The sequence below is a fragment of the Variovorax sp. Soil_C_12 genome (genome assembly GCF_057657375.1).
Window position 1 is genome coordinate 263,673 of sequence record NZ_JBDGIO010000006.1, and the last position, 21,913, is coordinate 285,585.

Here is a 21,913-nt window from a genome sequence, read left to right on the forward strand (position 1 = left end):
GCCTAGCCCACAAGGAGCGCCCTGCGCAGCCTGGCCACCAGGCGCCTCGCCTCGGCCTCCGAGGCGATGTTGGCGAAGCCCATGAGCAACCCTTCGAGCGCAGGCTTGCCCGCATAGCGCTCCGACAGGGCCCGGCAGTTGAGGCCGGCCTCCTGTGCGCGCAGGCTCGAGGCGGTGTCGCTGCCCAGCCCTTCGAAGCCGGCGATCAGATGCATGCCGCCGCTGCGAAGCTCGATGTGCACCGCCTCGCCGAAGACGCGCTGCAGCTCCGCGGCCAGCATCGTCCGCCGGCGTGCGTAGAGCAGCCGCATCTTCTTGATGTGGCGGGCGAAATGGCCTTCCCGGAGGAAGTCGCTGACGATCGCCTGGCCGAGCGTCGAACAGCCGTTGGACCCCATGCGGGCGGCCCGCGCGAAGCGCTCGACCAGCGGCTCGGGCACGACCAGGTAAGCCAGCGCCAGGCCCGGGTGGAGCACCTTCGAGAAGGTGCCGGCATAGAGCACCCGGTCCTGCCGGTCCAGGCTCTTCAGTGCCGGCAGCGGATGCCCGGCATAGCGGTACTCGCCGTCGTAGTCGTCCTCGACGATCCAGGCCTTCGCGGCCCGGGCCCAGGCGAGCAGCTCGAGCCGGCGCGCCATGCTCATCGAATAGCCCAGCGGCGCCTGATGCGAGGGCGTGACCACCGCCAGCCTCGCGTCGGCCGCGCGGCGTCGGCCCACGGCGACGCGCAGGCCTTGCGCATCGACCGGCACCCGGACCACACGCAGGCCGGCGCTCTGCAGCACCTCGCTCGTCGGCGGAAAGCCCGGCTCTTCGACCCAGACGCGCTCCTGCGGGGCGAGAAGCACGCGCGAGACCAGGGCCAGGCTCGCGCGGTGCCCCGCGGTGACGAACACCTGCCCCGGGCTGCAAGCCACGCCGCGCGACACCAGGAGGTAGGTCGCGATGGCCTCGCGCAGCGGCGCATGGCCGACGGGGTCGCCGTAGTTCATGTCGGCGATGGTGGTCGCGCGGATCCTGCGTGCCGCCAGCCGCGCCCACAGCTTGCGCGGAAAGGCGTCGAGGGCAGGGATGCCGAGCTGAAAAGGCGGGGGCGCCGAGACCGGCACCAGCGGCAGTTCGCGAGGCGCCGGCGTGCCCGCACGCGCGGGGGGCGGCGCTGCGGAGTGCGGCAGCTGCGGCGACACCACCGTGCCGGCCTGCCCGCGCGCGAGCAGATAGCCCTCGCCGGCCAGCTGGCCGTAGGCGAGCTCGACCGTGCCGCGCGCCACCCCCAGCTCGCTGGCCAGGGTGCGCGCCGAGGCGAGGCGTTCGCCCGGCTGCAGCAGGCCCTGCTCGATGGCCCTGCGCAGGCGCTGGCAGATCTGCCGGTACAGCGGTGCCGCCTGCCGCCGGTCCAGCCGGAGCAGCTCGGCGCGGAGAGAATGCGCGTCCATCATGGCCCAGTCGTTTCTGCAATTCTTGGATCTTTGTTCTGGTGCATCGTAGACCTAAGCTGAAGCCTCCGAAGATCGTGGAAAGGCCCTGCAAGATGAAGATATTCCTGGCCGGTGCCACGGGCGCCATCGGGTCGGTGCTGGCTCCCCTGCTGGTGGATGCCGGCTACGCGGTGTACGGCACGACGCGCCGCTCCGAACGGGCCGAGGCCCTGGAGGCGCAGGAGGTGACGCCGGTGGTGGTCGACGTCTTCGACGCGCCAGCCCTGGCATCGGCCGTGAAGCGGATCGCTCCCGGCATCGTGATCCATCAGCTCACCGACCTTCCGCGCGACCTGGACCCGGCGCGAATGGCCGAGGCGGTGGTGCGCAACGCGCGGGTGCGCAGCGAAGGCACGCGCAACCTCGTCGCCGCGGCGCTGGCCGCCGGCTGCGGCCGCCTGATCGCGCAGAGCGTCGCCTGGGCGTATGCGCCCGGCCCGAGGCCGTGGCGCGAGGAGCAGCCGCTGGACATCACCGCCGCGGAGCCGCGCGGCATCACCATTCGCGGAGTGGCGGCCCTGGAAGAACTGACGCTCGGGACGCGCGGCCTGGCCGGGACGGTGTTGCGCTACGGCCAGATCTACGGCCCGGGCACCTCGACGCCCACGCCCCGGGGCGCCAGCCCGGTCCACGTCGAAGCGGCGGCATGGGCGGCTCTGCTGGCCGTTCAACGCGACGCCCGCGGCATCTACAACATCGCCGAAGACGGCCCCGAAGTCAGCAGCGACAAGGCCTGGCGCGAGCTCGGCTGGCATGCGGCGCTGCGCTGGCCGGCGGAGGTCCTGCGATGAGCCGCCGGGCCGCTCCCAAGGCGAATAGCACCGCAGCGCGCAGCGCGGAGCTTACCCAATGAGCGCGCTGTTCATGGCCCCGCGCCGCGCCGCCGCGCTCGCCACGCTCGGCCTGGCCGCCGGATGGCTCCTGCTCGTGCCCGCCGCGCCGCGCTCGGCCGTGCAGTGGTTCGACGATCTCTGCAGCAGCCTCGGCCGGCCGATGTTCGCCTCCGCCCCCGCGCCGGCCGGCGCCGCGGCACGGCCCGCAACCGTTGTGAAGCGGCTGTCGTGCGAGCCCTTGCCCAACGTGCCCGGCAAGTCCCAGACCACGGTACTGGTGGAGTTCCCGCCGCTGGCCTTCTCGCCGGCGCATCGGCATCCGGGCTCGGTCACCGCGGTCGTGACCGAGGGCACCATCCGATCGCAGTTGCAGGGCACGCCGGCAGCGGACTACCAGGCCGGCCAGAGCTTCTTCGAGCCGCCCGGCACGCTGCACGTGTTCGCCGAGAACCCGGACCCGTCGCGCACTGCGAAGCTGATCGCCTTTTTCGTCACCGACGAGAACTGCGGGCCGCTGGTGGTCTACGAGTGAGGGAATGTGCTTTCGTGGCTGATGGCTGCTTGCGTTTTCAGCTTGCCTTCGGCCCAAAGATCTTCGCAAAGATGATGTGCTTTGCTTCTAGCCACGATCTCGGCATGTCGCCGTTGACCTCAAGCGCCTCATATATCTCCCGGATCAGCGGCCCGTTGACGACCTTGGCGGACCGAAGCTTGTCCAGGAGTTCGAAGCCATGCCAGACGGCGATGCCGAACTCCTCAGCCAGCGCATGCATGCCCAGGTCATCCGTCACGACGATGGCCGGCTTGACTTGGCCAAGTGCCAGCAGCCAGCAATCCGTCGGCCCTGGTGGGGATCGGCCGGCCGAGGTGTACTTGTCGGGGTCCGCCAGAACCCATCCGCGCAGCACGCTCTGGGCGGCCTGCACGCTGGCTTTCTCCTCCTCGCTGAGGCGAATCTGCTTTGCAAGGCGCTCGTCGGCAAATTCCTGCCCGTCGAACCACGGATAGGTCGCTCACAATCGGGCGCTGCGATGAACCTCATCCTCGACCGACTTGTGAACCGTGAGCACGTAGCCCTTCTGACCGAACTTGATCCCCACCGCAGGCCTGACACGCTTTGCCAGCCGGAGGCAGGCATTCGTGTCGAGCAGAACCAGCGTCAACGACTCAGCTCTCCATGAAGCGCCGTCGCATCCTGCATCGGGATGTCCATGATCTGCTGGAGGTAGCCTGGACCTGTGCCTTTGCTCTTGATCATCCGCTGCAGCGCAGGGAAGAACGCGCTTCGAAACACGCTCTGCGCAGCTGCGACATAAGCTGAAGGTTCCGGTGGCGCCGGCGCGAACAAGCTTTCACTGACCAGCTTGCCTCGCCGGTTGTTGCGAACGGCGTGGATGTCGGTGTCCTTGCTGCGCAGAGAAGTCAGCCCTTGAGCCTTGGCATAGCGGTTGACCTCGCAGAACACACTGAACAACGAAATGCTGTGCGCAACGGCGTGCCGCTGCAACTCCTTGATCTCGCCTGCTGCACTGCCTTGTCTGGCGGCCTGGGCATAAGCCACTTCTGCCAGGGACTTCGGAAAGAGCAACGCCCCAGCCAACGCATCCGCGAAGTCCTCACCAGTATCTTTGCCGGCCAGGTCTGGTGTGTAGACATGCGCCAGTTCATGCGCCATCCAGAACTTGAAGTCTTCCAGTCGCGTATCGAGGTTCAAGAAGATGAACGTGACCTGCTCCTGAGGAAGCAGGATGTGCAGCGCATTCTTGTGATTCTGCTTTTCACCCCAGAGGACGGGCACGATGACAGCGCCGTTGGTTTCGAATTCGCCTATCAGGTGTTGGTAAGACAAGACCGCTTGACCACCCAGTCCGATACGGGTCCGAACCTCTGACGCAACGGCTTGCAATGCGTCGTACTGTGTCGTCGGAGATGGAATCTGGACCCGAAGTGAGCGGAGCTCGGGAAGGAACGGCACTAGCGGCTTCAGCAGCGACCCCATGCCCATGGCCTTGAGGATGTGCGCATCCGTTGTCTTGGCGCCGCCCTTCTTCCGAAACGCAATGACCGGTTGATCCTTTGCCGAGCTGGAGACCACCAGGTCGGCGAAATTCAGCTTCAAGGTTGTGGCCAGCTTGAGAAGCTTGTCGGGCCGAGGAAAGTCGGCGCCCTTCATCCAGTTGGTCACGGCTTGGGCTGTCACGTCCAGCTCGGTCGCCAGATCTTTCTGGGTCCACCCGCGAGCCTGCAGCGCCTGCTTGAGCTTTTCGCTGTGGATAACTTTGTGCATAGCCAGTGAATTATCGGCAAAGCGTCATGGAAATCAACTTTAATCAAGTGGAGGGATTTGCTTGGCCGGTGGATGGGAGCGATGCGTCAATCCACCTTGATCCCGGCCGCCTTCACCACCTGCTGCGCCTTGGCGGTCTCGTCGACGAGGAACTGATCGAACTGGGCCGAGGGCATGGTGAAGGCCTCGGCGCCGAGCTTGTCCAGCCGCTCCTTGAGCTCCGGCGCGGTCATGATCTTCGCGACCTCGGCCTGGACCCGCTCGACCACCGCCTTCGGCGTCTTGGCCGGCGCGAACAGGCCGACCCAGAAGAGGTACTCCGAGCCGGGCACGCCGGCCTCGACCGTGGTGGGCAGCTGCGGCATCACGGCCGAGCGCTTGCCGGTGCCCACGGCCAGGGCCTTGAGCTTGCCGTCCTTCACCAGCGGCAGGGCCGACACCATGGGCGCGAAGAACCAGTCGATGCGCCCGCCCATCACTTCGGTCATCGCCTCGGGCGTACCGCGGAAGGGCACGTGTTGCGCCTGCACGCCGGCGGCCAGGCGGAACACCTCGGCATTCATGTGCGTGGCCGAGCCGTTGCCGGCCGAGCCGTAGTTGAAGCCGCCGGGCTTGGCCTTGACCTGCGCGACCAGGTCCTTCACGTCGGCGAAGCGGTTGGGCGCCACCACCAGCATGTTGGGCAGGCTCGCCATCGGCGTGATGCCGGCGAAGTCCTTCAGCGTGTCGTAGCTGAGGTTGGGGTAGATCGAGGGGTTGACCAGGTGCCCCGCCGAATGCACGAGCAGCGTGTAGCCATCGGCCGGCGCCTTCGCCACCTGCGCCGCGCCCAGCGTGCCGCCGGCGCCGGGCTTGTTGTCGATGATCACGCTGGTGCCCAGGGCAGGACCCAGGCGCTCGGCCACCAGCCGCGCGACGATGTCGGTGCCGCTGCCGGCGGTGAAAGGCACGATCAGCTTGATCGTCTGGCCCTTGGGCCAGTCGCCCTGGGCCTGGGCGCCGCCTGTGAAGGCACAGGCCGCCAATGCGGCCGCGATCAGCTGGCGGCGGCTGGGAAGAAATGTCGTCATGGTCTTGTCTCCGTTAGATTCGTCGTTGGGAGTCGGCTGCGGATTCGCAGTCGCTTCTTCAGGGCCGCAGCACCACGCGGTCGGTGCTGCCGGAGAGCACCAGGCGATAGGCGTCCGCAGCCTCGTCGAGCGTGAAGGCGCGCGCCACCGGGAAGGGCTTCAGGGTGCCGCGCTCGAAGCCCTCGCGCATTGCGTCGAGCTGCGCCGTGGCGGCCTCGCAGTCCAGCGCGAGCGAATCGATGCCCACGTAGGTGTGCATGCCACGGTAGAACGAGAAGATGTCGAAGGGCACCGCGCGATCGTGCGTGGCGATGAAGATCTGCGTGGCACCCTTGCCCATCGCCTTGTTGCCGGCCTCGAAGTAGGCGCTGCCCACCGTGTTGTAGACGATGTCGGCGCCGCGGCCGCCGGTGAGCTCGCGCACCCGAGCGGCGACGTCGCTTGTACCGGCATCGATCACATCGACCGGCCCGCAGGCGAATCCCTCGAAGGGCCCGGCGCGCCGCTGCACCGCGATCACCCGCGCGCCGCCTTGCGCGGCGAGCTGCACCGCGGCCTGCCCCACCTTGCCATTGGCACCCAGCACCAGCACCGTCTGCCCCGCCTGCGGCATGCCGCTGCGGCGGAAGCCCTCGTAGGCGGTGACGAAGGGCACGCCCACCGCGCCGGCCTCGTCCATCGAGATGCTGCGCGGGCGATCGCGCAGAGCGGCCACGGGCAGCGTGAGGAAGCGCGCATGCGAGCCGTCGCGCGTGATGCCGATGTCGCCGCCCGAGCCGTAGACCTCGCGGCCCACCCATTCGGTCGGGCCCGCGACCACCACGCCGGCGAAGTCGCGGCCCGGCGTGCGCGGCCACACGGCCTGGGGCATGAGGCCCAGGCTGGCCTTGACGTCGCTGGGGTTCACCGCCGCCGCCCCGATGCGCACCACGGCGAAACCGGGCCTGGCGGCAGGCTCGCGCTGCTCGGCGATGTCGAGCTTCAAGGTATCGAGCGCCGCGGCCTTCTCGTGCAGGCGCACGGCGCGGGCGGCCGTCGCCGCGTTCAGGACTGCGCTCATCGGGCGGTTCCCCCGGCCAGGCCGAGCATCGTGCGTGCCTCGCGCGGATTCGCGATCTCGCCGCCCAGGCTCTCGATGATGTCGCGCGCCTTGGCCACCAGCTGCGCATTGCTCTCGGCCAGCACGCCCTTCTCGAGATAGATGTTGTCCTCCATGCCCACGCGCACATGGCCGCCCAGCAGCCAAGCCTGCGCCACGATCGGGAACTCCATGCGGCCGATGCCGAAGGCGCTCCAGAAGGCGCCGCGCGGCAGCAGGTCGCGCGCGTACAGCACGGTCTGCGGCGTGGGCATGAAGCCGTACTTCACGCCCAGCACCAGGGTCCACATGGCGGGGCCCTCGAGCGTGCCGTCGGCGATCAGGTCCAGCGCCATGTGGATGTCGCCGGAATCGAAGATCTCGAGCTCGGGCTTCACGCCCGCCTCGCGGATCACCCGGGCCATGCGGCGCACGTTCTTCGGTGTGTTGATCACCACGTCGGGGCCGGAATTCATGGTGTTGAGGTCCAGCGAGCAGACGTCGGGCTTGATCAGCGCGATGTGCTCCACGCGCTTCTCGGGCGGCAGCAGGCTGGTGCCGGGCGCGTAGACCTTCGGGTCGTCCTCGCTCGGGATGAAGCGGCCGCCGGGGCCGGTGGTCAGGTTGACGATGAGGTCGCGGTTCTGCTTGCGGATGCGGTCCACCACGTCGCGGTAAAGCTCGACCTGCATCGAGGGCCTGCCGCTCTCGGGGTCGCGTACATGGATGTGCACCTGGCCCGCGCCGGCCTCGGCCGCGGCCAGGCATTCGTCGGCGATCTGCGCCGGGGTGATCGGCAGGTGCGGCGTCTGCTCGGGCTTCACCAGGTTGCCGGTGACGGCGCAAGTGATGAGTGTTTTCATGTTCACAGATGCCTCCCGCCATCCACCACGATGCGCGTGCCCGTCACGAAGCGCAGCGTGGTCGCCAGCGCCTCGACGGTAGCCGCCACGTCATCCGGCTTGCCGATGCGCCCCAGCGGCGTGGTCGTCGCCATATTGGCCTTGAAGTCCTCGCCGCGCCCCGGCACGAAAGACGAGTCGACTGCACCCGGCGAGACCGAGACCACCCGCACCGCCGGCGCGAGCGCCTTGGCCAGCGCATCGCCCACCACGTCCAGCCCGGCCTTGGCCGCCACGTAGGCCAGGTTGCTGCCGACGCCGGTGAAGCCGGCGATCGAGGAGATGTTGACCACCAGCCCGTCGCCGCTGGCCTTGAGCAGCGGTGCGAAGGCGCGGATGGTGGCGAAGACGCCGCGGAAGTTGGCGCGCATCAGCTCGTCGATGAGCGCGTCGGTCAGCCCGTCGAGGTCGGCGGCGGCCACGGGCCGGGTGTGGCCCGCGCTGTTGACCAGGATGTCGCAGCGGCCGTAGCGCTCGCTCACGTCGGCCGCGGCCTTCTGCAGGCTGGGCGTGTCGACGATGTCGGCGCGCAGCGCGGCATGGCGCTGGCCGGCCGTGGCGGGCAGCGCGGCCGCGCGCTGGGCCGCGTCGTCGCCGCCCCGGTGCAGCAGCACGCAGCTGGCGCCGAGCGCCGCGAGGCGCTGCGCCGTGGCGTAGCCGATGGCGCCGAGGCCGCCGGTGATGACGGCCACCTTGCCGTCGAGTCGGGGTGTGGGATCGAAGCTCATGCGATGGATGGTCGGTAAGAGGAATTCAGGGAATGGGCGGGCGGGGGAACTTCATCTCGCCGGGCTCGAGCACGAAGTCATGCTGCAGCGTCGCGGCCTGGCCGTCGCGCTGCGCCTCGAAGCGGCCGATCAGCCGGCGCGTGACGCCGAACACCGGGTCGCTCTCCAGGTTTTCGTCGTCGTCGGCGAAGACCTGCGTGATCAGCACCTTGTGCCCCGGCTTGCTCACCATGAAGTGCAGGTGCGCCGGCCGGTTGGGGTGGCGCTGCTGCGCGCGCAGCAGCTGGCCGCAGGGCCCGTCCGTCGGCACCGGGTAGCCAGCCGGGCGCACGGTGTGGAACTGGAAGCGGCCCTCGGCATCGGTCTCGAAGCGGCCGCGCAGGTTCATGTCGTCCTGCTGCGGGTCCTGGTTCTCGTAGAGGCCCGCGGGCGAGGCCTGCCAGGCATCGACGATGGCGCCCGCGACCGGCCGCCCCTGCGTGTCGCGGACCACCCCCGTCACTTCGAGCGGCACGCCCGGCGTGTCGCAGCGCGCGATCGATTCGCCCGCCCGGCACAGCGGCGCGTTGGCCCGCCAGAAGGGCCCGAGCAGCGCGGCGGGCGATTCGCCCTGCGGGTCCTGGTTGTTCAGCAGCGCGACCAGGGTGGAGACCCCCAGCAGATCGGCCGCCAGCACAACCTCGTTCTTCTTCTCGCCGGTGGCCTGGCCGATGGCGACGATGAACTCGAGCGCCTGCTCGAACTCCTCTTCGCCGAGGCGCACTTCCTGCACGAAGGCATGGAGGTGGCGGGTGAGCGCCTCCATCACGGTGCGCAGGCGCTCGTCGGGCGTACGGGACATGGCGGCGGTGGCCATGCGGAGCACGGAATCGGGGGTGGTCACGATGTTCATGGGGCCTTTGGTGGTCTGCAAACGTTTGCAGATTATGACGTCGAAGAAATTTCACGCAAAATCGGGGTTTACGAGAGTCCCCAATGAAAACAAGGCGATACTCTTGGCATCAACGAGATCAATCGTTTGCATAAAATGAGCCCACAACCGCCTTCCACGGTCACGATCCGCGACGTCGCGCTGGCCGCCGGCGTGCATGTCTCGACCGTCTCGCGCGCCCTCAGCCCGGACAAGCGCGGCCTCATCAGCGAGGAAGTGCTGCGCGTGGTCGAGGAGACCGCGCAGCGCCTGGGCTACCGGCCCAACCGCGCCGCCTCTGCTTTGCGCACCGGTCGCACCCACACCATCGGCGTGCTGGTGCCCGACATCACCAACCCGGTGTTCCCGCCCATCCTTCAGGGCGTGGAGGCCAGCGCCGCGGCGCGCGGCTACTTCGTGTTCGTGACCAACGTGATGGACCCCGCGCTCGCCCGCCCGGTGGTCGAGCGCATGCTGGCGCAGCAGGTCGACGGGCTGGTGATGGCGATCGCCATGCGCGACGACCCGCTCATCGACTACCTGCAGAAGGCCGGCATGCACACGGTGCTGGTGAACCGCGCCGACGAGAGCGGGCGCTTACCTGCGGTGGTCAGCGACGACCGGCTGGCGATGAAGCTGGCGGTGGACCACCTCGTCGCAGCCGGCCACCGGCGCATCGCGCACCTGGCCGGGCCGCAGAACGTGCCCACCGGCGTGGCCCGGCGCCAGGGCGTGGAACAGGCGCTGCGCGACCGGGGGTTGGCGCTGGCCGCGGTCGCCGAATGCGAGAGCTACAGCCGCGAGGCCGGCCGCCAGGCCATGGAGCAACTGCTTGCGCAGAACGAGCGGCCCGAGGCCGTCGTGTGCTGCAACGACCTCGTGGCCCTGGGCGCCTACGACCTGCTGCGCGCCCAAGGCCTGCGCGTGCCGCAGGACATCTCGATCACCGGCCACAACGACATGCCGCTGGTCGACATGGTCGATCCGCCCCTCACCACCATCCGCCTGCCGCACCGCGAGCTGGGCTGGCGCGCGGCCGAGATGCTGTTCGACGAGATCGAGGGCAAGTCGCTGTCGGCTTCCACCGTGGTGCTGCGGCCGGAGCTGGTGGTGCGGGCGTCGACGCGCAAGCTTGCTGGCGACGACCCTGGTCCGGCTGCTGGAGGCTGCAGGGTACCGGCGAGGCGAAGATGACATGCGGCCTTTTCAGATGTTCCGGGAGGTGCATGTCGATGACGGAAATCCCGTCAAGGTCGTCGTGGATTTCCTGATGCCGCGCCGGGCCAAATTCAAGAAAAACAGGCCGCCCCTGCTCGCTGGGTTTGCAGTGCAACGCGCCACCGGCGCAGACGTGGCGAACGCGCACTTTGTGCAGCACGAATTGAGCGGCTCGATGCCGGACGGCCGGCGCAACTCGGTGAGCGGCCAAATAGGCGACCAGTGGAGCAGCTAGCGTGCGCCCCTGCCCGCGCGCAGCAGGGCGGGAATCTCGCTGCGGCCGATCCCCAGATCGAGCAGCTCGTGCTCGCTCATCGCTGCAAGCTGCAGCGCCTGGCGGCGCACACGGCGGCGTGCTGCCAAGCGCGCGAGGCCGCTGGCGAATACCCGCATCAACGATTCGGTCAACGGCAGTTGCATCCTCAGTTCCATTGCGCTTTCTCCTGTCATGGAGCCAGATGGTGCGTCGCCGCGTGCTATTGTGGAAGTTGAGATTTCTGAAGCCATCAATCAGGATTCCTGATGCGCCAACTCAACCTCGACCAGCTCCGAACCCTGGTCGCCATCGCCGACCTCGGCACCTTCTCCGCCGCCGCGCAGGCCCTCCACCTCGCGCAGCCCACCGTGAGCCTCCATGTCAGCGATCTCGAATCGCGCCTCGGCGCGCCGCTGGTCGTGCGCGGTGCGCGGCGCGTCACGCCCACCCCGGCCGGCGCGGTGCTGGTGGAGCGCGGCCGGCGCCTCTTGCGCGACGCAGACGACGCGATCGACGCGGTACGCCGCCAGCACCAGGGCCTGGCCGGCCAGGTTCGCATAGGCTGCAGCACCACCAGCGTGGTGGTCGACCTGCTGCCGCCGGTGTTCCATGCGCTGCTCGAGCGCTACCCCGACATCGTGCTGACGCCCAGCTTCCTGGGCTCGGCCTATTCGGTCTCCGGCCTGCTGGCCGGCACGCTGGACCTGGCCATCATCGCGTTGCCGCAGCCGGCGACACCGGGCGTGGCGCTGAAGCCGTGGCGCAAGCAGCCCATGGTGGCTTTCGTGCCTGCGCGCTGGCAGGCGCCGCGCCGCGCCACGCCCGCCTGGCTGGCGCAGCACCCGCTGATCATGAACCAGCCGGGTTCGCGCATGTACGAACTGACCATGGAGTGGTTCGGCCGCGCCGGCTTCGCGCCGCGCGCGCGCATCGAGCACGACTACGACGTCGCGATGCGCGGCCTGGTCGCCGCAGGCTACGGCGTGGCGCTGCTGCCGGCACCCGACGACGGGACGACCGCCCACGCCGGCGAGCACGTGCAGACGCTGCCGCTGAGCCCCAAGCTCACGCGCCACCTGGCCATTGCGTACCGCGCACACGTCGCCCTCGATGGCGCCACGCAGCGCGTGATCGAGACGCTGCTGGAATTCGCCTGAGCCACTAGAACACCGACAGCCCGGTCTTCGCGACGAACAGCTCCAGCGCCTTCCTGCCCAGCAGCGAATTGCCCGTCGCATCCAGCGCGGGCGACCAGACGCACAGCGTGAGCTGGTCCGGCACCACGGCCACGATGCCGCCGCCCACGCCGCTCTTGCAGGGCAGGCCGATGGAGAAGGCGACGTCGCCTGCGGCATCGTAGGTGCCGCAGGTCAGCATGAGCGCGTTGATGCGGCGCGTGTGGCGCTCGGTCGTGATGTCGGCCTCGCCGCCGCGCGGATGACGGCCGTCGCGGCACAGGAATCCGGCCGCGCGGGCCAGCTGCACGCAGCTCATGCGCAGGGCGCACTGGTGGAAGTACAGGTCGAGCACCGCCTCGACCGCGTTGTCGAGCTTGCCGAAGCTCTTCATGAAGTTCGCCAGCGCGTAGTTGCGGTAGCCCGTGGCGGCTTCGGAGGCGGCCACTTCGGGGTCGAAGCCGATGGGCTCGCCGCAGAGGCTCGCCATCAGCGCGAGCAGCTCGGCCTTGGCATCGCCGTCGCAGAGCAGCCGGTCGGCCACCGCGATGGCGCCGGCATTGATGAAGGGGTTGCGCGGCTTGCCGTGCTCGCTCTCGAGCTGCACCAGCGAATTGAAGGGGTTGCCGGAGGGCTCGCGGCCGATGCGCTCCCACAGCGCATCGCCGAGGTGCCGCATGGCCAGCGTGAGCGTGAAGAGCTTGGAGATGCTCTGGATGGAGAAGGGCGTTGCCGCATCGCCGGCCGAGGCCTCGCCCCCTTGGCAGGTGCGCAGCGCGATGCCGAACTGCTGCGCCGGCACGCGCGCGAGCGCGGGGATGTAGCTGGCCACCGTGCCGCCCTGGCCCAGCAGCGGGCGGATCTCTTCGTCGATCTCGTCGAGGAGGGGCTGGAAGTTCATCGCTCGCGCCTTTCGTGCATCGTGCAGATCGAGGAAATGTTCTTCAGTTGGCCCGGCTGACGGGTTCGGCCTGCACCGTCGGGCTCGTCCTCCGGTTCACCAGCACGATGCCCAGCGCCACGCCCGCCAGCGCCAGCACCAGCTGGAGCGTGAGCGGCTCGTCGAGCAGCACCACGCCGAACACCAGCGCGAACAGCGGCGTGAGGAAGGTGAACGAGGAGATGCGCGTGGCCGGGTAGTGCCGCAGCATCCACATCCAGGCCAGGTAGCTCGCGAAGGCGCCGATCGCGGTCTGCAGCGAGATCGAGAACCAGGCGTAACCCGAGTAGGCGAAGCCCCAGCGCTCGCCCAGCGCCAGCGACAGCAGTGGCGACACCGCGGCCGTGACCGCAATTTGATAGAAGAGCGTCTTCTCGGCGCTGGCGGTGGCGAGCCGCGTGGTGCGGATCGCGAGCGTGGTCAGGCCCCACAGCACGCCGGCCGCGAGGGCCAGCGCATCGCCGTGCAGTTGGCCGGCGCTGCTCTGGCCGAAGCTCTCGCTGAAGGCCAGCACCACGCCGGTGAAGGCGATCGCCAAGCCCAGCCACTGCACGCCGCGCAGGCGCTCGGCCGGCACGAAGCGCGGCAGCAGCAGCGCCACCACGAAGGGCGAGGTGTAGAGGAACACGGTGAGCCGCGATGCCGTGGTGTGCTGCAGCCCGATGTAGATGCAGACGAACTCGCCCGCGAACAGCAGGCCGGCGATCAGGCCACCGGCCAGCGTGCCATCGCGCTCGAACAATGGCACACGGCGCCACAGGCACCACAGCCACAGCAGCAGCACCGCGCCCGTCATGCGGATCGAGGCCTGCCACAGCGGCGGCACCTCGGCCACGGTGGTCTTGATCAGGATCTGCTGCAGGCCCCAGAAGGCGCAGCAGGCGAGCAGCAGGGTGGTGGCGCGGGTGTCGAGGTGGTTCTTGCGTTCGATCATTCTTCTTGCTCGGTATGTCTCTGATGACGTTGTCAGGGGCTCGCAACGGGATAGGGCGGCTTGCCGCGCGTGCCGACCATCAGGTCGTCGACGACCAGCTCGACCTCGGGCACGGCGCGCGCCGCCTGTTCGAGCCGGCGCGCCAGCGCACGCGAGGGCACGCAGCCCTGCAGATAGACCCAGCGCCGCTGCACGACGGCCCAGACGCTGGCGCGCCGCATACCCGGCACGGCGGCGAGTGCAGCCTGCACCTGGGGCGCGATGGCCTTGTCGTAGCGGTAGGCATTGCTGTCCTTGCAGCGGCCCTCCAGCCAGCAGCTGGTGCCGCGCTCCAGCCGCGCATGCATCTGGGAACGACGCTCTTCTTCGGTGTAGAGCGGGCCCTCGGGCACGGGACAGCCGCGCGCGCCCGACGACACCTGGAAGAAGGGATCGTCGAACCAGTTCTTCTTCTCGGGGCTGGCGGCGGCCGCCGCGCAGGCCACGGCGAGCAGTGCCGCGGGCGCGCCGCGGCGCAGGCGTGAAGGCATGGGCCGATCGTAGCCCGCCTTCGCGAAAGCTTCAGGCGGGCTTGCCGGGCTGCTGTCGGGCGCGGTGCAGGTCGGCGACCGGATGCACGCGCTGGATCGGCGCCCGGCTGACATCGCGGCGCGCGATCGTCGCCACCTCGCGCATCAGCGCGCGGGCGTCCCAGTCGACCGGCCAGCCCTTCCACAGGCGCAGCGCGCCCTGCACGAACACCGCCTCGATCTGGTCGCGGTTCGCGAAGCGCACCAGCTCCCAACTCAGGTCCCAGCTCGGCACGAACTCGGGCACATCCAGGTCGAGGAGCAGGAAGTCGGCGGCCAGGCCCTCGGCGATGCGGCCGGTGAGCGTGCCCAGGCCCGCCGCCTCGGCCCCGCGGTGCGTCGCGTGGTCGAGCCAGAGCCAGCCGCCGCCGCAGGAGGAGTCGCCCTTGGCCAGGCCTTGCGTGAGGCGCTGGGTGGCCTCGGCGGCGTCCATGAGGCGAAAGCCGTCGGCGCGCGTGCCGTCGGTCCCCAGGCCGAAGGGCACGCCGAGCATCTGCAGCAGGCCGGCGTCGAGCACCGCATTGCCCTTCCATTGGCTGGCCACCGGGTTGTAGGCCACGGCGGCGCCGCTGTCGCGCAGGAGGCCCAGCTCGCGTGGCGTGAGCAGGGTGGCATGGGCCAGCAGGGCCGAGGCATTGAGCGCGCCGCAGGCGTGCAGCACTTCGAGGGGGCGAAGGCCACGCGCCACCAGCGAGCGCTCGACGGCCGCCAGGTGCTCGTTGACATGCGTCTGGAAGCGCCGGCCGCTTTCGAGCGTGAGCGCGGCGGCCGCGCGCAGCATGCGGTCGGTCGCGGCCTCGGGGATCGAGATCGCGAGGGAGGGATGCACCAGCGGGTCGTGCTCGAGCCGGGCCAGGAAGGTCGCGGCCGCATCGAGGATGCGGCGGGCCGCGGCCTCGTCGCCGTCGAGCCCCGCGTCGTTGCAGATCATGCCCAGCACGCAGCGGATGCCGGCATCGCGTGCGGCGCTGGCCACCGCATCCAGCCCGGCGTCGGAGCGCGTGCCCGCATCGACCACCGTGGTGAAGCCGCCGCGCAGCGACTCCAGCGCCGAGAGCTTGGCCGAGAGATAGGCCGCGTCGGCATCGAGCGTGGCCTCCATCGGCACCCAGATGCGGCGGAAGATTTCCGAAGGCTCGCCGAAGGCCAGCGCCTTGCCGAAGGATTGGGTGAGGTGGGTGTGGGTGTCGATCAGGCCCGGCATCAGCAGGCGCTGCGGCAGCTCGATGGTGGCGAGGCCGGGATGCGCGGCGCGCACGTCGGAGAGCGGGCCCACCTGCGCGAAGCGGCCGTCGCGCACCACGACGCCGAGGCCCTGGCGCGGGCCTTCGGGCAGCATCACCCATTCGGGCGCCAGCAACAACGGCCGGTCTGATTGCAGAACTTCGGGAGACAGCATGGCACTTCCTTCAATCAGATCAGGCGAGCAGCAGCCAGGCGAACCAGCTGCCGACGGCCAGCAGAAGCAGCGAGACGAAGCGCTGCAGCTGCCGCATGTCGAGCCCGGCGGCCGCGCGCTGGCCGGCGAGGGAGCCGGCCAGCATCAGCAGGCCGCACAGCGCCGCCAGCCGCAGGTCGAGGCGGCCTTCGATTGCATGCACCGCACTGCTGGCCAGGGCCACGGGCAACTGCACCGCCTGTGCGGCGATCACGGCAAAGCCGACCGGCTGGCGCAGCAGCATCAGGAGCGGCAATACCAGCACCGGGCCTCCGGTGCCCGTGAGCGCGGAGCCGATCCCGACCGCCACGCCGAGCGTGAGCAGCAGCGGCGTGCCGAGCGGCGCGGCGGAGGAAGGCGCCGCGGCCGCGGCGCGCAGGCCGCGCCAGCCCGAGAACAGCACCAGCAGGGTCACGCCCGTCATCAGCGCGGCGGCGGGCAGCCAGCGCACCAGCAGCGCACCGGCGCCCGCACCCGCGAGCGCACCGGCCAGCAAGGGGATGCAGCGCACCGCCTGCGCGCACTCGCGCAGGAGCGGACGCAGCGCCACCAGCGCCGGCAGCGCGAAGCCCAGCGAGGCCGCGGCGATCGCCTGCGGCAGCGGCACTTCGCCCAACTTGGTCAGCACCGGCACCAGCAGCACGCCGCCGATGCCGCTGGCGCCGATCAGCCCGCCGGCCAGCAGCACGGCAGGCAGAACGATCCAGGCGCTGGCAAGCGACATCAGCACGGGCGCGCTCCTTCTTCCTTACTCGACCTTGATGCCGGCGGTCTGCACCACGTCGGCGATGGTCTTGCGCTCCTTCGCCAGGTAGTCGGCGAAGGCGGGGCCGGCGATCAGCTGCGGCTTGACGGCGATGTCGGCGAGCTTGCGCGCGATCTCCGGGTCCTTGAGCGTGGTGTCGAGCGCGCTGACCCACGCCGAGATCACGGCGGCCGGCGTGCCGGCGGGGGCGAGCACGCCGAGCCAGGCGTCCATTTCCAGGCCCTTGAGCTCGGGCGTCTCGCCCAGTGCGGGGATTGCCGGCGCACTGGGCGAACGCGCCGCCGAGGTGACGCCGAACGCTCGCACCTTGCCGTCCTTCACGAAGGGCTGCGCCAGCGACAGCGGCAGCACCGCGAGGTCGACCTGGCCGCCCGCCACATCGGTCAGCACCTGCGGGCCCGACTTGTACGGTACGTGCATCAGGTCGATGCCGGCGCGCTGCTTGAACATCTCGGCGGTGATGTGCAGTGACGTGCCCACCCCGTCGGTGCCGAAGTTGAGCTTGCCGGGCTGCGCCTTCGCCAGCTGGATCAGCTCGGCCGTGGTGCGCGCGGGCAGGGCGGTCTTGCCGATCAGCACGAAGGGCGAGGTGCCCACGGTGGCCACCGGCACGAAGTCCTTGAAACTGTCGTAGCGCACCGCCGAAGGCGCCACCAGCGGCGCCACGTTGAGCGGGCTGGCCACCGCGAACAGCAGCGTGTAGCCGTCGGCCGGCGCACGCGCCGCCTTCTGCGTGCCGATCGTTCCGGCCGCGCCGGCCACGTTCTCGATCACGACCGGCTGCTTGAGCTGCTCGCCCAGCTTGGCGGTGAGCAGGCGCGCCGTCGCATCGACGCCGCCGCCGGCGCTGAACGGCACAATCAGCGTGATCGGCTTGGCGGGATAGCCCTGGGCCTGGGCGGCGGCGACGCCGGCACCGAGCGCCAGCGCGGCGGCGGTGGAATGGAAGAAGAAAGCTCGGGCTGCGGACATGGTCGGATTTCCTCGGTCGGTGAATGAACGGAAAAGAAGCACCCTGGCGGTGCCGAATCTACTTGTTATGACAAGTTATGACAAGCGACGCAAGTCGCATGCCAACGTTGGCGATGGGGCCATCCATGCCTGAGCTCCCGCAGTCGCTGCATGCGCAGTTGCGCGACGCCTTGCGCGCGCGCATCCTGGACGGCGAGCTGGCGCCGGGGGCCAAGCTGCCTTCCGAATCCGAGCTGACGGCGGCGCACGGCGTCAGCCGCATCACCGTGCGGCAGGCGCTGGGCGCGCTGCAGGCCGAGGGGCTGATCGTCAAGCTGCACGGAAAGGGGGCCTTCGTGTCCCATTCGAAGGCGGCTCAGAGCCTCAACCGGCTGCAGGGACTCAACGAGGCGCTCGCGCTGGAGCAGCACGCCGTCAGCAGCAAGCGGCTGGCCTGGCGCGAAGTGAAGGCGCCGGCCGCGGTGGCGCGGCAGCTGCAGCTGCCTGCGGGAGAGACGGTGTACCACCTGCAGACGCTGCGCTACCTGGACCGCGAGCCCTTGTCTGTCAACAGCTCTTACCTGCCCCGCTTCCTGGGCGAGCGGCTGGCGCGCGTGGACTTCTCGCAGCGCGACCTGATCGAGGTCTTCGAGCACGAGGGCGGCCTGGAGATCGGCGAGGCCCAGCTCGAGATCGGCGCCGGCCTGGCGAAGCCGCAGGAGGCGAAGCTGCTGCAGCTCGAGCCCGGCGCGCCGGTGCTGCAGGTGGAGCGCCTGCTGCACCTGGCCGGCGGCGGCCCGGTGCATCTGGAGACCGCGGTCTACCGCGCCGACACCTTCCGCTACAAGCTCAGCCTCAGGCGCTGAGCGAGCGGGACTACAGCGGGTGCTCGGTGTAGAAGCGCCCGCCGTGGAACAGCAGCGGCGAGGCGCCCGCCCTGTGCGTGCAGCGCTCGACCTCGCCGACGAAGATCACGTGGTCGCCCTCGTCGTAGCGGCTGCGGTTGAAGCACTCGAAGCTCGCCGCCGCCCCGGCCAGCACCGGCGCGCCGCCCACGCCCTCGGTGAAGGCGACATCGGCCCAGCGGTCCACGTCCTTCGATGCGAAGCGCTCGGCCAGGTCCTTCTGGTCGGCGGCCAGGATGTTGACCGCGTAGTGCGAGCCGGTGCTGAGTGCGGCCATCGAGGCTGCACTGCGCGCCAGGCTCCACAGCACCAGCGGCGGAGCCAGCGACACCGAGTTGAAGGAGTTGGCGGTGAGCCCGACCAGCCGGCCGTTGGCCGCGCGCGCGGTGACGATGGTCACGCCGGTCGCGAACATGCCCAGGGCGTCGCGGAATTCATCGGTCGTGAAGGAGGGCGGTGTCGCCTGGGCGGGAGCGGTCACGGGGAAGCTGGGAAGTGAGGGGCTATTCTGGCCGATCACCCCGCGTGCCGCTGTCGCACGGGGTCGCGTGGCCTGTAACAGGCCGCTCAGCCGAAGAACCAGTAGCCCACGCCGATCGCGCCCAGCACACCGGCCAACTCGGCGAGCAGGGCGCAGCCCACCGCATGCCGCGCGCGCTGGATGCCGACCGCGCCGAAGTAGACGGCCAGCACGTAGAAGGTGGTCTCGGTGCTGCCCTGGATGGTGGCCGCGACCTGCGCCGCGAAGCTGTCGACGCCGTGGCTCTGCATCGTCTCGATCAGCATCGCGCGCGCGGCGCTGCCGGAGAAGGGCTTGACCAGCGCGGTGGGCAGGGCGTCGACGAAGCGCGCGTCCCACCCCGTCAGGCCGACGGCCCAGCGGATGCCGGAGAGCACCATGTCCAGCGCGCCCGAAGCCCGCAGCAAGCCGACCGCGCACAGCATCGCCACCAGGTAGGGCAGCAGGTTCTTCGCCACGTCGAAGCCTTCCTTGGCGCCCTCGACGAAGCACTCGTAGACCTTCACGCGCCGCAGCGCGCCGGCCAGCAGGAAGACGAGCACGATGCCGAACAGCGTGAGGTTGCCCAGCAGCGAGGAGAGCGAAGCCAGCGCCGCGGCCGAGAGCGTGGCGAGCAGCGCGATGAAGCCGGCGAGCAGCAGGGCGCCCGGCAAAAGGTAGGCGAGCACCACCGGGTCCCACAGCCTGAGCCGCTGCATGAAAGCCACCGAGAGCAGCCCCACCAGCGTGGAGCAGCTGGTCGCCAGCAGGATCGGCAGGAACACCAGCGTGGGATCGGCCGCGCCTTGCTGCGCCCGGTACATGAAGATGGTGACGGGCAGCAGCGTGAGGGAGGACGCGTTGAGCACCAGGAACAGGATCTGCGCATTGCTGGCCGTGGTCGCGCTGGGGTTGAGGCTCTGCAGCTCGCGCATCGCCTTCAGCCCGATGGGCGTGGCCGCGTTGTCCAGCCCCAGGGCATTGGCCGCGAAGTTCATGGTGATGAGGCCCAGCGCCGGATGGCCAGCCGGCACTTCGGGCATGAGGCGCCGGAACAAGGGGCCCAGCAACCGCGCGAGCCCGGCCACCAGCCCGGCCGCCTCGGCGATGCGCAGGAACCCCAGCCACAGCGTGAGCGTGCCGAAGAGCAGCACCATCACCTCGACCGAGAGCTTGGCCATGGCGAACAGGCTCTCGACCAGGGCCGCGAAGACCGCGGCATCGCCGCCGATCAGCCAGCGCGAGAACGCAGCCAGTGCTGCCGCCAGAAAAAAACCGAGCCACAAGCCGTTGAGCACGCGTATCCCTTGCTGCCGCTGTCCTTCGAAGATGCGCGCGATCATAGGCGGCGATGCGGGCATGCCACGGCACGGCGTTACATTGCGGCGCATGCCGAAGCTTCCCGGATGGCGCATCGCACTCTCGTTCCTGGCCGTGGCCTGGCTCGGCGGCTGCGCCACGCTGCCTGCGCCGGTGCCGGCCCTGGCCAGCCATGCGATGACCGAGGTGTCGGACACGCGGCTGGCGCAGGTCGGCGCCGCCGGAGCGCCGGCCGGGCAGCCTGGACTGTCGGGCTTCAGGCTGCTGCCGCAGGCCGAGTTCGCCTTCGATGCACGCATCGCACTGATCCGCCAGGCGCAGAAGTCGCTCGACGTGCAGTACTACCAGATCCACAGCGACGAGATCGGGCTGCTCTTCCTGCGCGAGCTGCGCGATGCGGCCGCGCGCGGCGTGCGCGTGCGGCTCTTGATGGACGATCTCTACACCGGCGGGCAGGACGATCTGCTGCTGGGGCTGGCTGCCCATGCCAACGTCGAGCTGCGCCTGTTCAATCCGCTGCCCTCGCGCGCCGGGTCGCTCGCGGCGCGCTTCCTGTTCTCGCTGCACGAGTTCGGCCGTATCAACCACCGCATGCACAACAAGCTGCTGGTGGCCGACAACAGCTGCGCCGTCACGGGCGGGCGCAACATCGCGAGCGAATATTTCATGCATGGCAGCGCCGCGAACTTCATCGACATGGATGTGCTGTCCTGCGGCCCCGTCGTGCGCGAGATGTCGCAGGGCTTCGACCGCTACTGGAACAGCGAGCAGGTGCGCCCGGTCGGCAACGTGGTCGCGCGCACGCCGGCGCCGGACGCGGCACGCCGGCACTTCGACGAAGCGCTGCATGCCGCCATCCCGGAGTTGCCGCTGCCCTCACGCGACGTGATGGAGCGCAGCTCCGTCAGCCACCAGCTGGAGGCCGGCACGCTCGAGCTGCGCTGGGCCCCGGCGCAGCTCTATGTCGACGACCCGGGCAAGATCGTGCGCGGCAACGACGCCGAGGCCTTCCGCGGCAGCGTGACCGAAGGCACGCTGCGGGCCTTCGACTCGGCGCGCAGCGACGTCACCATCGTTTCGCCCTATTTCATTCCCGGCCAGCGCGGCATGGAGATGATGCGGCGGGCGACCGGTGGGCAGCCCGGCAGGATCTTCCTGGTGACCAATTCGCTGGGCGCAACCGACGAGCCGCTCGCCTATGCCGGCTACAGGCGCTACCGCGCCGAGATGCTCCGCATCGGCGTCGCGATCCGCGAGATCGGGCCCGGGATCACCGGCAAGTCGGGCCGGTTCGGCGACTTCGGCAACTCGATCAGCCGGCTGCATGCCAAGCTGGCAGTGATCGACGAGCGCCTGCTCTTCATCGGCTCGATGAACATGGACCACCGCTCGGCGGCGGTCAACACGGAGGCCGGCCTCCTGATCGACAGCCGCGAGCTCGTGGCCGACTACAACACGCTGGTCGGCGGCCCCAGCCGGGCCAGCACCGTCTACCGGCTGCGGCTTTCGCCGGACGCAAGCCATGTGCAGTGGCTGGAGCTCGATGCGGACGGCAACGACATCGTCCACGACGACGAGCCGGGCGGCTATTTCTGGCTGCGCTTCAAGAACTGGCTGATGTTGCCCTGGGTGGGCGAGGAACTGCTGTAGAAATGG

25 protein-coding genes are annotated in these 21,913 nt (G+C 69.7%); 7 read left to right on the forward strand and 18 right to left on the reverse strand.

The features are described from left to right. Positions 1-2 precede the first annotated feature (2 nt). A complete protein-coding gene (gene pdxR, locus AC3A6X_RS18405; RefSeq protein WP_487843539.1) occupies positions 3-1,439 on the reverse strand; it encodes a MocR-like pyridoxine biosynthesis transcription factor PdxR in 1,437 nt (478 codons plus the stop codon). Positions 1,440-1,531: 92 nt separating this feature from the next. On the opposite strand from pdxR, the gene AC3A6X_RS18410 reads away from it, so the two are divergent. After that, complete coding sequence (locus AC3A6X_RS18410; protein WP_487843540.1) at positions 1,532-2,269, forward strand: NAD-dependent epimerase/dehydratase family protein; 738 nt, start codon at positions 1,532-1,534, stop codon at positions 2,267-2,269. Positions 2,270-2,327: 58 nt separating this feature from the next. Continuing rightward, positions 2,328-2,843 carry a cupin domain-containing protein gene (locus AC3A6X_RS18415; RefSeq protein ID WP_487843541.1) on the forward strand — a complete coding sequence of 172 codons (516 nt, stop codon included), beginning with the start codon at positions 2,328-2,330 and terminating at the stop codon, positions 2,841-2,843. 37 nt (positions 2,844-2,880) lie between these two features. Here AC3A6X_RS18415 and AC3A6X_RS18420 read toward each other — a convergent pair whose 3' ends face one another. The 8 genes from AC3A6X_RS18420 to AC3A6X_RS18455 form a co-directional block, all read right to left on the reverse strand. Beyond that, complete coding sequence (locus AC3A6X_RS18420; protein ID WP_487843542.1) at positions 2,881-3,237, reverse strand: hypothetical protein; 357 nt, start codon at positions 3,235-3,237, stop codon at positions 2,881-2,883. An 87-nt stretch (positions 3,238-3,324) separates the two neighbouring features. Beyond that, the gene (locus tag AC3A6X_RS18425; protein ID WP_487843543.1) at positions 3,325-3,474 is read right to left on the reverse strand and encodes a hypothetical protein; all 150 of its coding nucleotides are present in this window, start codon (positions 3,472-3,474) and stop codon (positions 3,325-3,327) included. Continuing rightward, positions 3,471-4,598: an XRE family transcriptional regulator gene (locus AC3A6X_RS18430; protein WP_487843544.1), complete on the reverse strand. Its 1,128-nt coding sequence runs from the start codon at positions 4,596-4,598 to the stop codon at positions 3,471-3,473. The genes AC3A6X_RS18425 and AC3A6X_RS18430 overlap by 4 nt, the downstream gene beginning before the upstream one ends. An 86-nt stretch (positions 4,599-4,684) precedes the next feature. Next, positions 4,685-5,668: a tripartite tricarboxylate transporter substrate binding protein gene (locus AC3A6X_RS18435; RefSeq protein ID WP_487843545.1), complete on the reverse strand. Its 984-nt coding sequence runs from the start codon at positions 5,666-5,668 to the stop codon at positions 4,685-4,687. A gap of 58 nt (positions 5,669-5,726) precedes the next feature. Beyond that, a complete protein-coding gene (locus AC3A6X_RS18440; protein WP_487843546.1) occupies positions 5,727-6,728 on the reverse strand; it encodes a quinone oxidoreductase family protein in 1,002 nt (333 codons plus the stop codon). Continuing rightward, a complete protein-coding gene (locus AC3A6X_RS18445; protein ID WP_487843547.1) occupies positions 6,725-7,609 on the reverse strand; it encodes a beta-keto acid cleavage family enzyme in 885 nt (294 codons plus the stop codon). The genes AC3A6X_RS18440 and AC3A6X_RS18445 overlap by 4 nt, the downstream gene beginning before the upstream one ends. 2 nt (positions 7,610-7,611) lie before the next feature. After that, a complete protein-coding gene (locus tag AC3A6X_RS18450; RefSeq protein ID WP_487843548.1) occupies positions 7,612-8,376 on the reverse strand; it encodes an SDR family NAD(P)-dependent oxidoreductase in 765 nt (254 codons plus the stop codon). Positions 8,377-8,401: 25 nt separating this feature from the next. Further along, a complete protein-coding gene (locus AC3A6X_RS18455) occupies positions 8,402-9,268 on the reverse strand; it encodes a dioxygenase family protein (protein ID WP_487843549.1) in 867 nt (288 codons plus the stop codon). A gap of 135 nt (positions 9,269-9,403) precedes the next feature. Here AC3A6X_RS18455 and AC3A6X_RS18460 point away from each other — a divergent pair, with 135 nt between their 5' ends. After that, on the forward strand, positions 9,404-10,480 hold the full coding sequence (locus tag AC3A6X_RS18460; protein WP_487843550.1) for a LacI family DNA-binding transcriptional regulator: 1,077 nt from the start codon (positions 9,404-9,406) through the stop codon (positions 10,478-10,480). Position 10,481: 1 nt separating this feature from the next. Next, positions 10,482-10,739 carry a hypothetical protein gene (locus AC3A6X_RS18465; protein ID WP_487843551.1) on the forward strand — a complete coding sequence of 86 codons (258 nt, stop codon included), beginning with the start codon at positions 10,482-10,484 and terminating at the stop codon, positions 10,737-10,739. On the opposite strand, the gene AC3A6X_RS18470 is transcribed toward AC3A6X_RS18465, so the two are convergent. Beyond that, entirely contained in the window at positions 10,736-10,936 is a 201-nt protein-coding gene (locus AC3A6X_RS18470) for a YjiS-like domain-containing protein (RefSeq protein WP_487843552.1), read from the reverse strand. The genes AC3A6X_RS18465 and AC3A6X_RS18470 overlap by 4 nt on opposite strands. Positions 10,937-11,026: 90 nt before the next feature. Between AC3A6X_RS18470 and AC3A6X_RS18475 the strand changes: the two genes are divergently transcribed. Then, complete coding sequence (locus AC3A6X_RS18475) at positions 11,027-11,917, forward strand: LysR family transcriptional regulator (RefSeq protein WP_487843553.1); 891 nt, start codon at positions 11,027-11,029, stop codon at positions 11,915-11,917. Positions 11,918-11,921: 4 nt separating this feature from the next. On the opposite strand, the gene AC3A6X_RS18480 is transcribed toward AC3A6X_RS18475, so the two are convergent. Genes AC3A6X_RS18480 through AC3A6X_RS18505 form a run of 6 tightly spaced genes read right to left on the reverse strand, consistent with a single transcriptional unit; the run spans position 11,922 to position 17,554 of the window. Further along, on the reverse strand, positions 11,922-12,836 hold the full coding sequence (locus tag AC3A6X_RS18480) for a glutaminase (RefSeq protein WP_487843554.1): 915 nt from the start codon (positions 12,834-12,836) through the stop codon (positions 11,922-11,924). 43 nt (positions 12,837-12,879) lie between these two features. Then, entirely contained in the window at positions 12,880-13,809 is a 930-nt protein-coding gene (locus AC3A6X_RS18485) for a DMT family transporter (protein WP_487843555.1), read from the reverse strand. Between the two features lie 32 nt (positions 13,810-13,841). After that, a complete protein-coding gene (locus AC3A6X_RS18490; protein ID WP_487843556.1) occupies positions 13,842-14,339 on the reverse strand; it encodes a BON domain-containing protein in 498 nt (165 codons plus the stop codon). Positions 14,340-14,370: 31 nt separating this feature from the next. Further along, on the reverse strand, positions 14,371-15,777 hold the full coding sequence (locus AC3A6X_RS18495) for an amidohydrolase family protein (protein WP_487843557.1): 1,407 nt from the start codon (positions 15,775-15,777) through the stop codon (positions 14,371-14,373). Between the two features lie 19 nt (positions 15,778-15,796). Beyond that, positions 15,797-16,540, reverse strand: a complete 744-nt coding sequence (locus AC3A6X_RS18500) for a TSUP family transporter (protein WP_487843700.1) — start codon at positions 16,538-16,540, stop codon at positions 15,797-15,799. 24 nt (positions 16,541-16,564) lie between these two features. Continuing rightward, on the reverse strand, positions 16,565-17,554 hold the full coding sequence (locus AC3A6X_RS18505; RefSeq protein WP_487843558.1) for a Bug family tripartite tricarboxylate transporter substrate binding protein: 990 nt from the start codon (positions 17,552-17,554) through the stop codon (positions 16,565-16,567). 125 nt (positions 17,555-17,679) lie between these two features. On the opposite strand from AC3A6X_RS18505, the gene AC3A6X_RS18510 reads away from it, so the two are divergent. Continuing rightward, positions 17,680-18,399 (forward strand): GntR family transcriptional regulator, encoded by a 720-nt coding sequence (locus AC3A6X_RS18510; RefSeq protein ID WP_487843559.1) that lies wholly within the window; start codon positions 17,680-17,682, stop codon positions 18,397-18,399. Positions 18,400-18,409: 10 nt separating this feature from the next. Here AC3A6X_RS18510 and AC3A6X_RS18515 read toward each other — a convergent pair whose 3' ends face one another. Further along, positions 18,410-18,919 (reverse strand): flavin reductase family protein, encoded by a 510-nt coding sequence (locus AC3A6X_RS18515; protein ID WP_487843560.1) that lies wholly within the window; start codon positions 18,917-18,919, stop codon positions 18,410-18,412. A gap of 86 nt (positions 18,920-19,005) precedes the next feature. Further along, positions 19,006-20,235, reverse strand: a complete 1,230-nt coding sequence (locus AC3A6X_RS18520) for a nucleoside recognition domain-containing protein (protein WP_487843701.1) — start codon at positions 20,233-20,235, stop codon at positions 19,006-19,008. 91 nt (positions 20,236-20,326) lie between these two features. On the opposite strand from AC3A6X_RS18520, the gene AC3A6X_RS18525 reads away from it, so the two are divergent. After that, positions 20,327-21,907: a phospholipase D family protein gene (locus AC3A6X_RS18525; protein ID WP_487843561.1), complete on the forward strand. Its 1,581-nt coding sequence runs from the start codon at positions 20,327-20,329 to the stop codon at positions 21,905-21,907. Positions 21,908-21,913: the final 6 nt, after the last annotated feature.

What these genes read in the sequence shown, in the direction of transcription:
- AC3A6X_RS18505 (WP_487843558.1), bottom strand. Translation starts at nt 17,554, where the DNA reads ATGTCCGCAGCCCGAGCTTTCTTCTTCCATTCCACCGCCGCCGCGCTG.
- AC3A6X_RS18465 (WP_487843551.1), top strand. Translation starts at nt 10,482, where the DNA reads ATGCGGCCTTTTCAGATGTTCCGGGAGGTGCATGTCGATGACGGAAAT.
- AC3A6X_RS18525 (WP_487843561.1), top strand. Translation starts at nt 20,327, where the DNA reads ATGCCGAAGCTTCCCGGATGGCGCATCGCACTCTCGTTCCTGGCCGTG.
- AC3A6X_RS18410 (WP_487843540.1), top strand. Translation starts at nt 1,532, where the DNA reads ATGAAGATATTCCTGGCCGGTGCCACGGGCGCCATCGGGTCGGTGCTG.
- pdxR (WP_487843539.1), bottom strand. Translation starts at nt 1,439, where the DNA reads ATGATGGACGCGCATTCTCTCCGCGCCGAGCTGCTCCGGCTGGACCGG.
- AC3A6X_RS18440 (WP_487843546.1), bottom strand. Translation starts at nt 6,728, where the DNA reads ATGAGCGCAGTCCTGAACGCGGCGACGGCCGCCCGCGCCGTGCGCCTG.
- AC3A6X_RS18480 (WP_487843554.1), bottom strand. Translation starts at nt 12,836, where the DNA reads ATGAACTTCCAGCCCCTCCTCGACGAGATCGACGAAGAGATCCGCCCG.
- AC3A6X_RS18455 (WP_487843549.1), bottom strand. Translation starts at nt 9,268, where the DNA reads ATGAACATCGTGACCACCCCCGATTCCGTGCTCCGCATGGCCACCGCC.
- AC3A6X_RS18435 (WP_487843545.1), bottom strand. Translation starts at nt 5,668, where the DNA reads ATGACGACATTTCTTCCCAGCCGCCGCCAGCTGATCGCGGCCGCATTG.
- AC3A6X_RS18485 (WP_487843555.1), bottom strand. Translation starts at nt 13,809, where the DNA reads ATGATCGAACGCAAGAACCACCTCGACACCCGCGCCACCACCCTGCTG.
- AC3A6X_RS18510 (WP_487843559.1), top strand. Translation starts at nt 17,680, where the DNA reads ATGCCTGAGCTCCCGCAGTCGCTGCATGCGCAGTTGCGCGACGCCTTG.
- AC3A6X_RS18470 (WP_487843552.1), bottom strand. Translation starts at nt 10,936, where the DNA reads ATGGAACTGAGGATGCAACTGCCGTTGACCGAATCGTTGATGCGGGTA.
- AC3A6X_RS18450 (WP_487843548.1), bottom strand. Translation starts at nt 8,376, where the DNA reads ATGAGCTTCGATCCCACACCCCGACTCGACGGCAAGGTGGCCGTCATC.
- AC3A6X_RS18475 (WP_487843553.1), top strand. Translation starts at nt 11,027, where the DNA reads ATGCGCCAACTCAACCTCGACCAGCTCCGAACCCTGGTCGCCATCGCC.
- AC3A6X_RS18500 (WP_487843700.1), bottom strand. Translation starts at nt 16,540, where the DNA reads ATGTCGCTTGCCAGCGCCTGGATCGTTCTGCCTGCCGTGCTGCTGGCC.
- AC3A6X_RS18490 (WP_487843556.1), bottom strand. Translation starts at nt 14,339, where the DNA reads ATGCCTTCACGCCTGCGCCGCGGCGCGCCCGCGGCACTGCTCGCCGTG.
- AC3A6X_RS18415 (WP_487843541.1), top strand. Translation starts at nt 2,328, where the DNA reads ATGAGCGCGCTGTTCATGGCCCCGCGCCGCGCCGCCGCGCTCGCCACG.
- AC3A6X_RS18430 (WP_487843544.1), bottom strand. Translation starts at nt 4,598, where the DNA reads ATGCACAAAGTTATCCACAGCGAAAAGCTCAAGCAGGCGCTGCAGGCT.
- AC3A6X_RS18445 (WP_487843547.1), bottom strand. Translation starts at nt 7,609, where the DNA reads ATGAAAACACTCATCACTTGCGCCGTCACCGGCAACCTGGTGAAGCCC.
- AC3A6X_RS18460 (WP_487843550.1), top strand. Translation starts at nt 9,404, where the DNA reads ATGAGCCCACAACCGCCTTCCACGGTCACGATCCGCGACGTCGCGCTG.
- AC3A6X_RS18495 (WP_487843557.1), bottom strand. Translation starts at nt 15,777, where the DNA reads ATGCTGTCTCCCGAAGTTCTGCAATCAGACCGGCCGTTGTTGCTGGCG.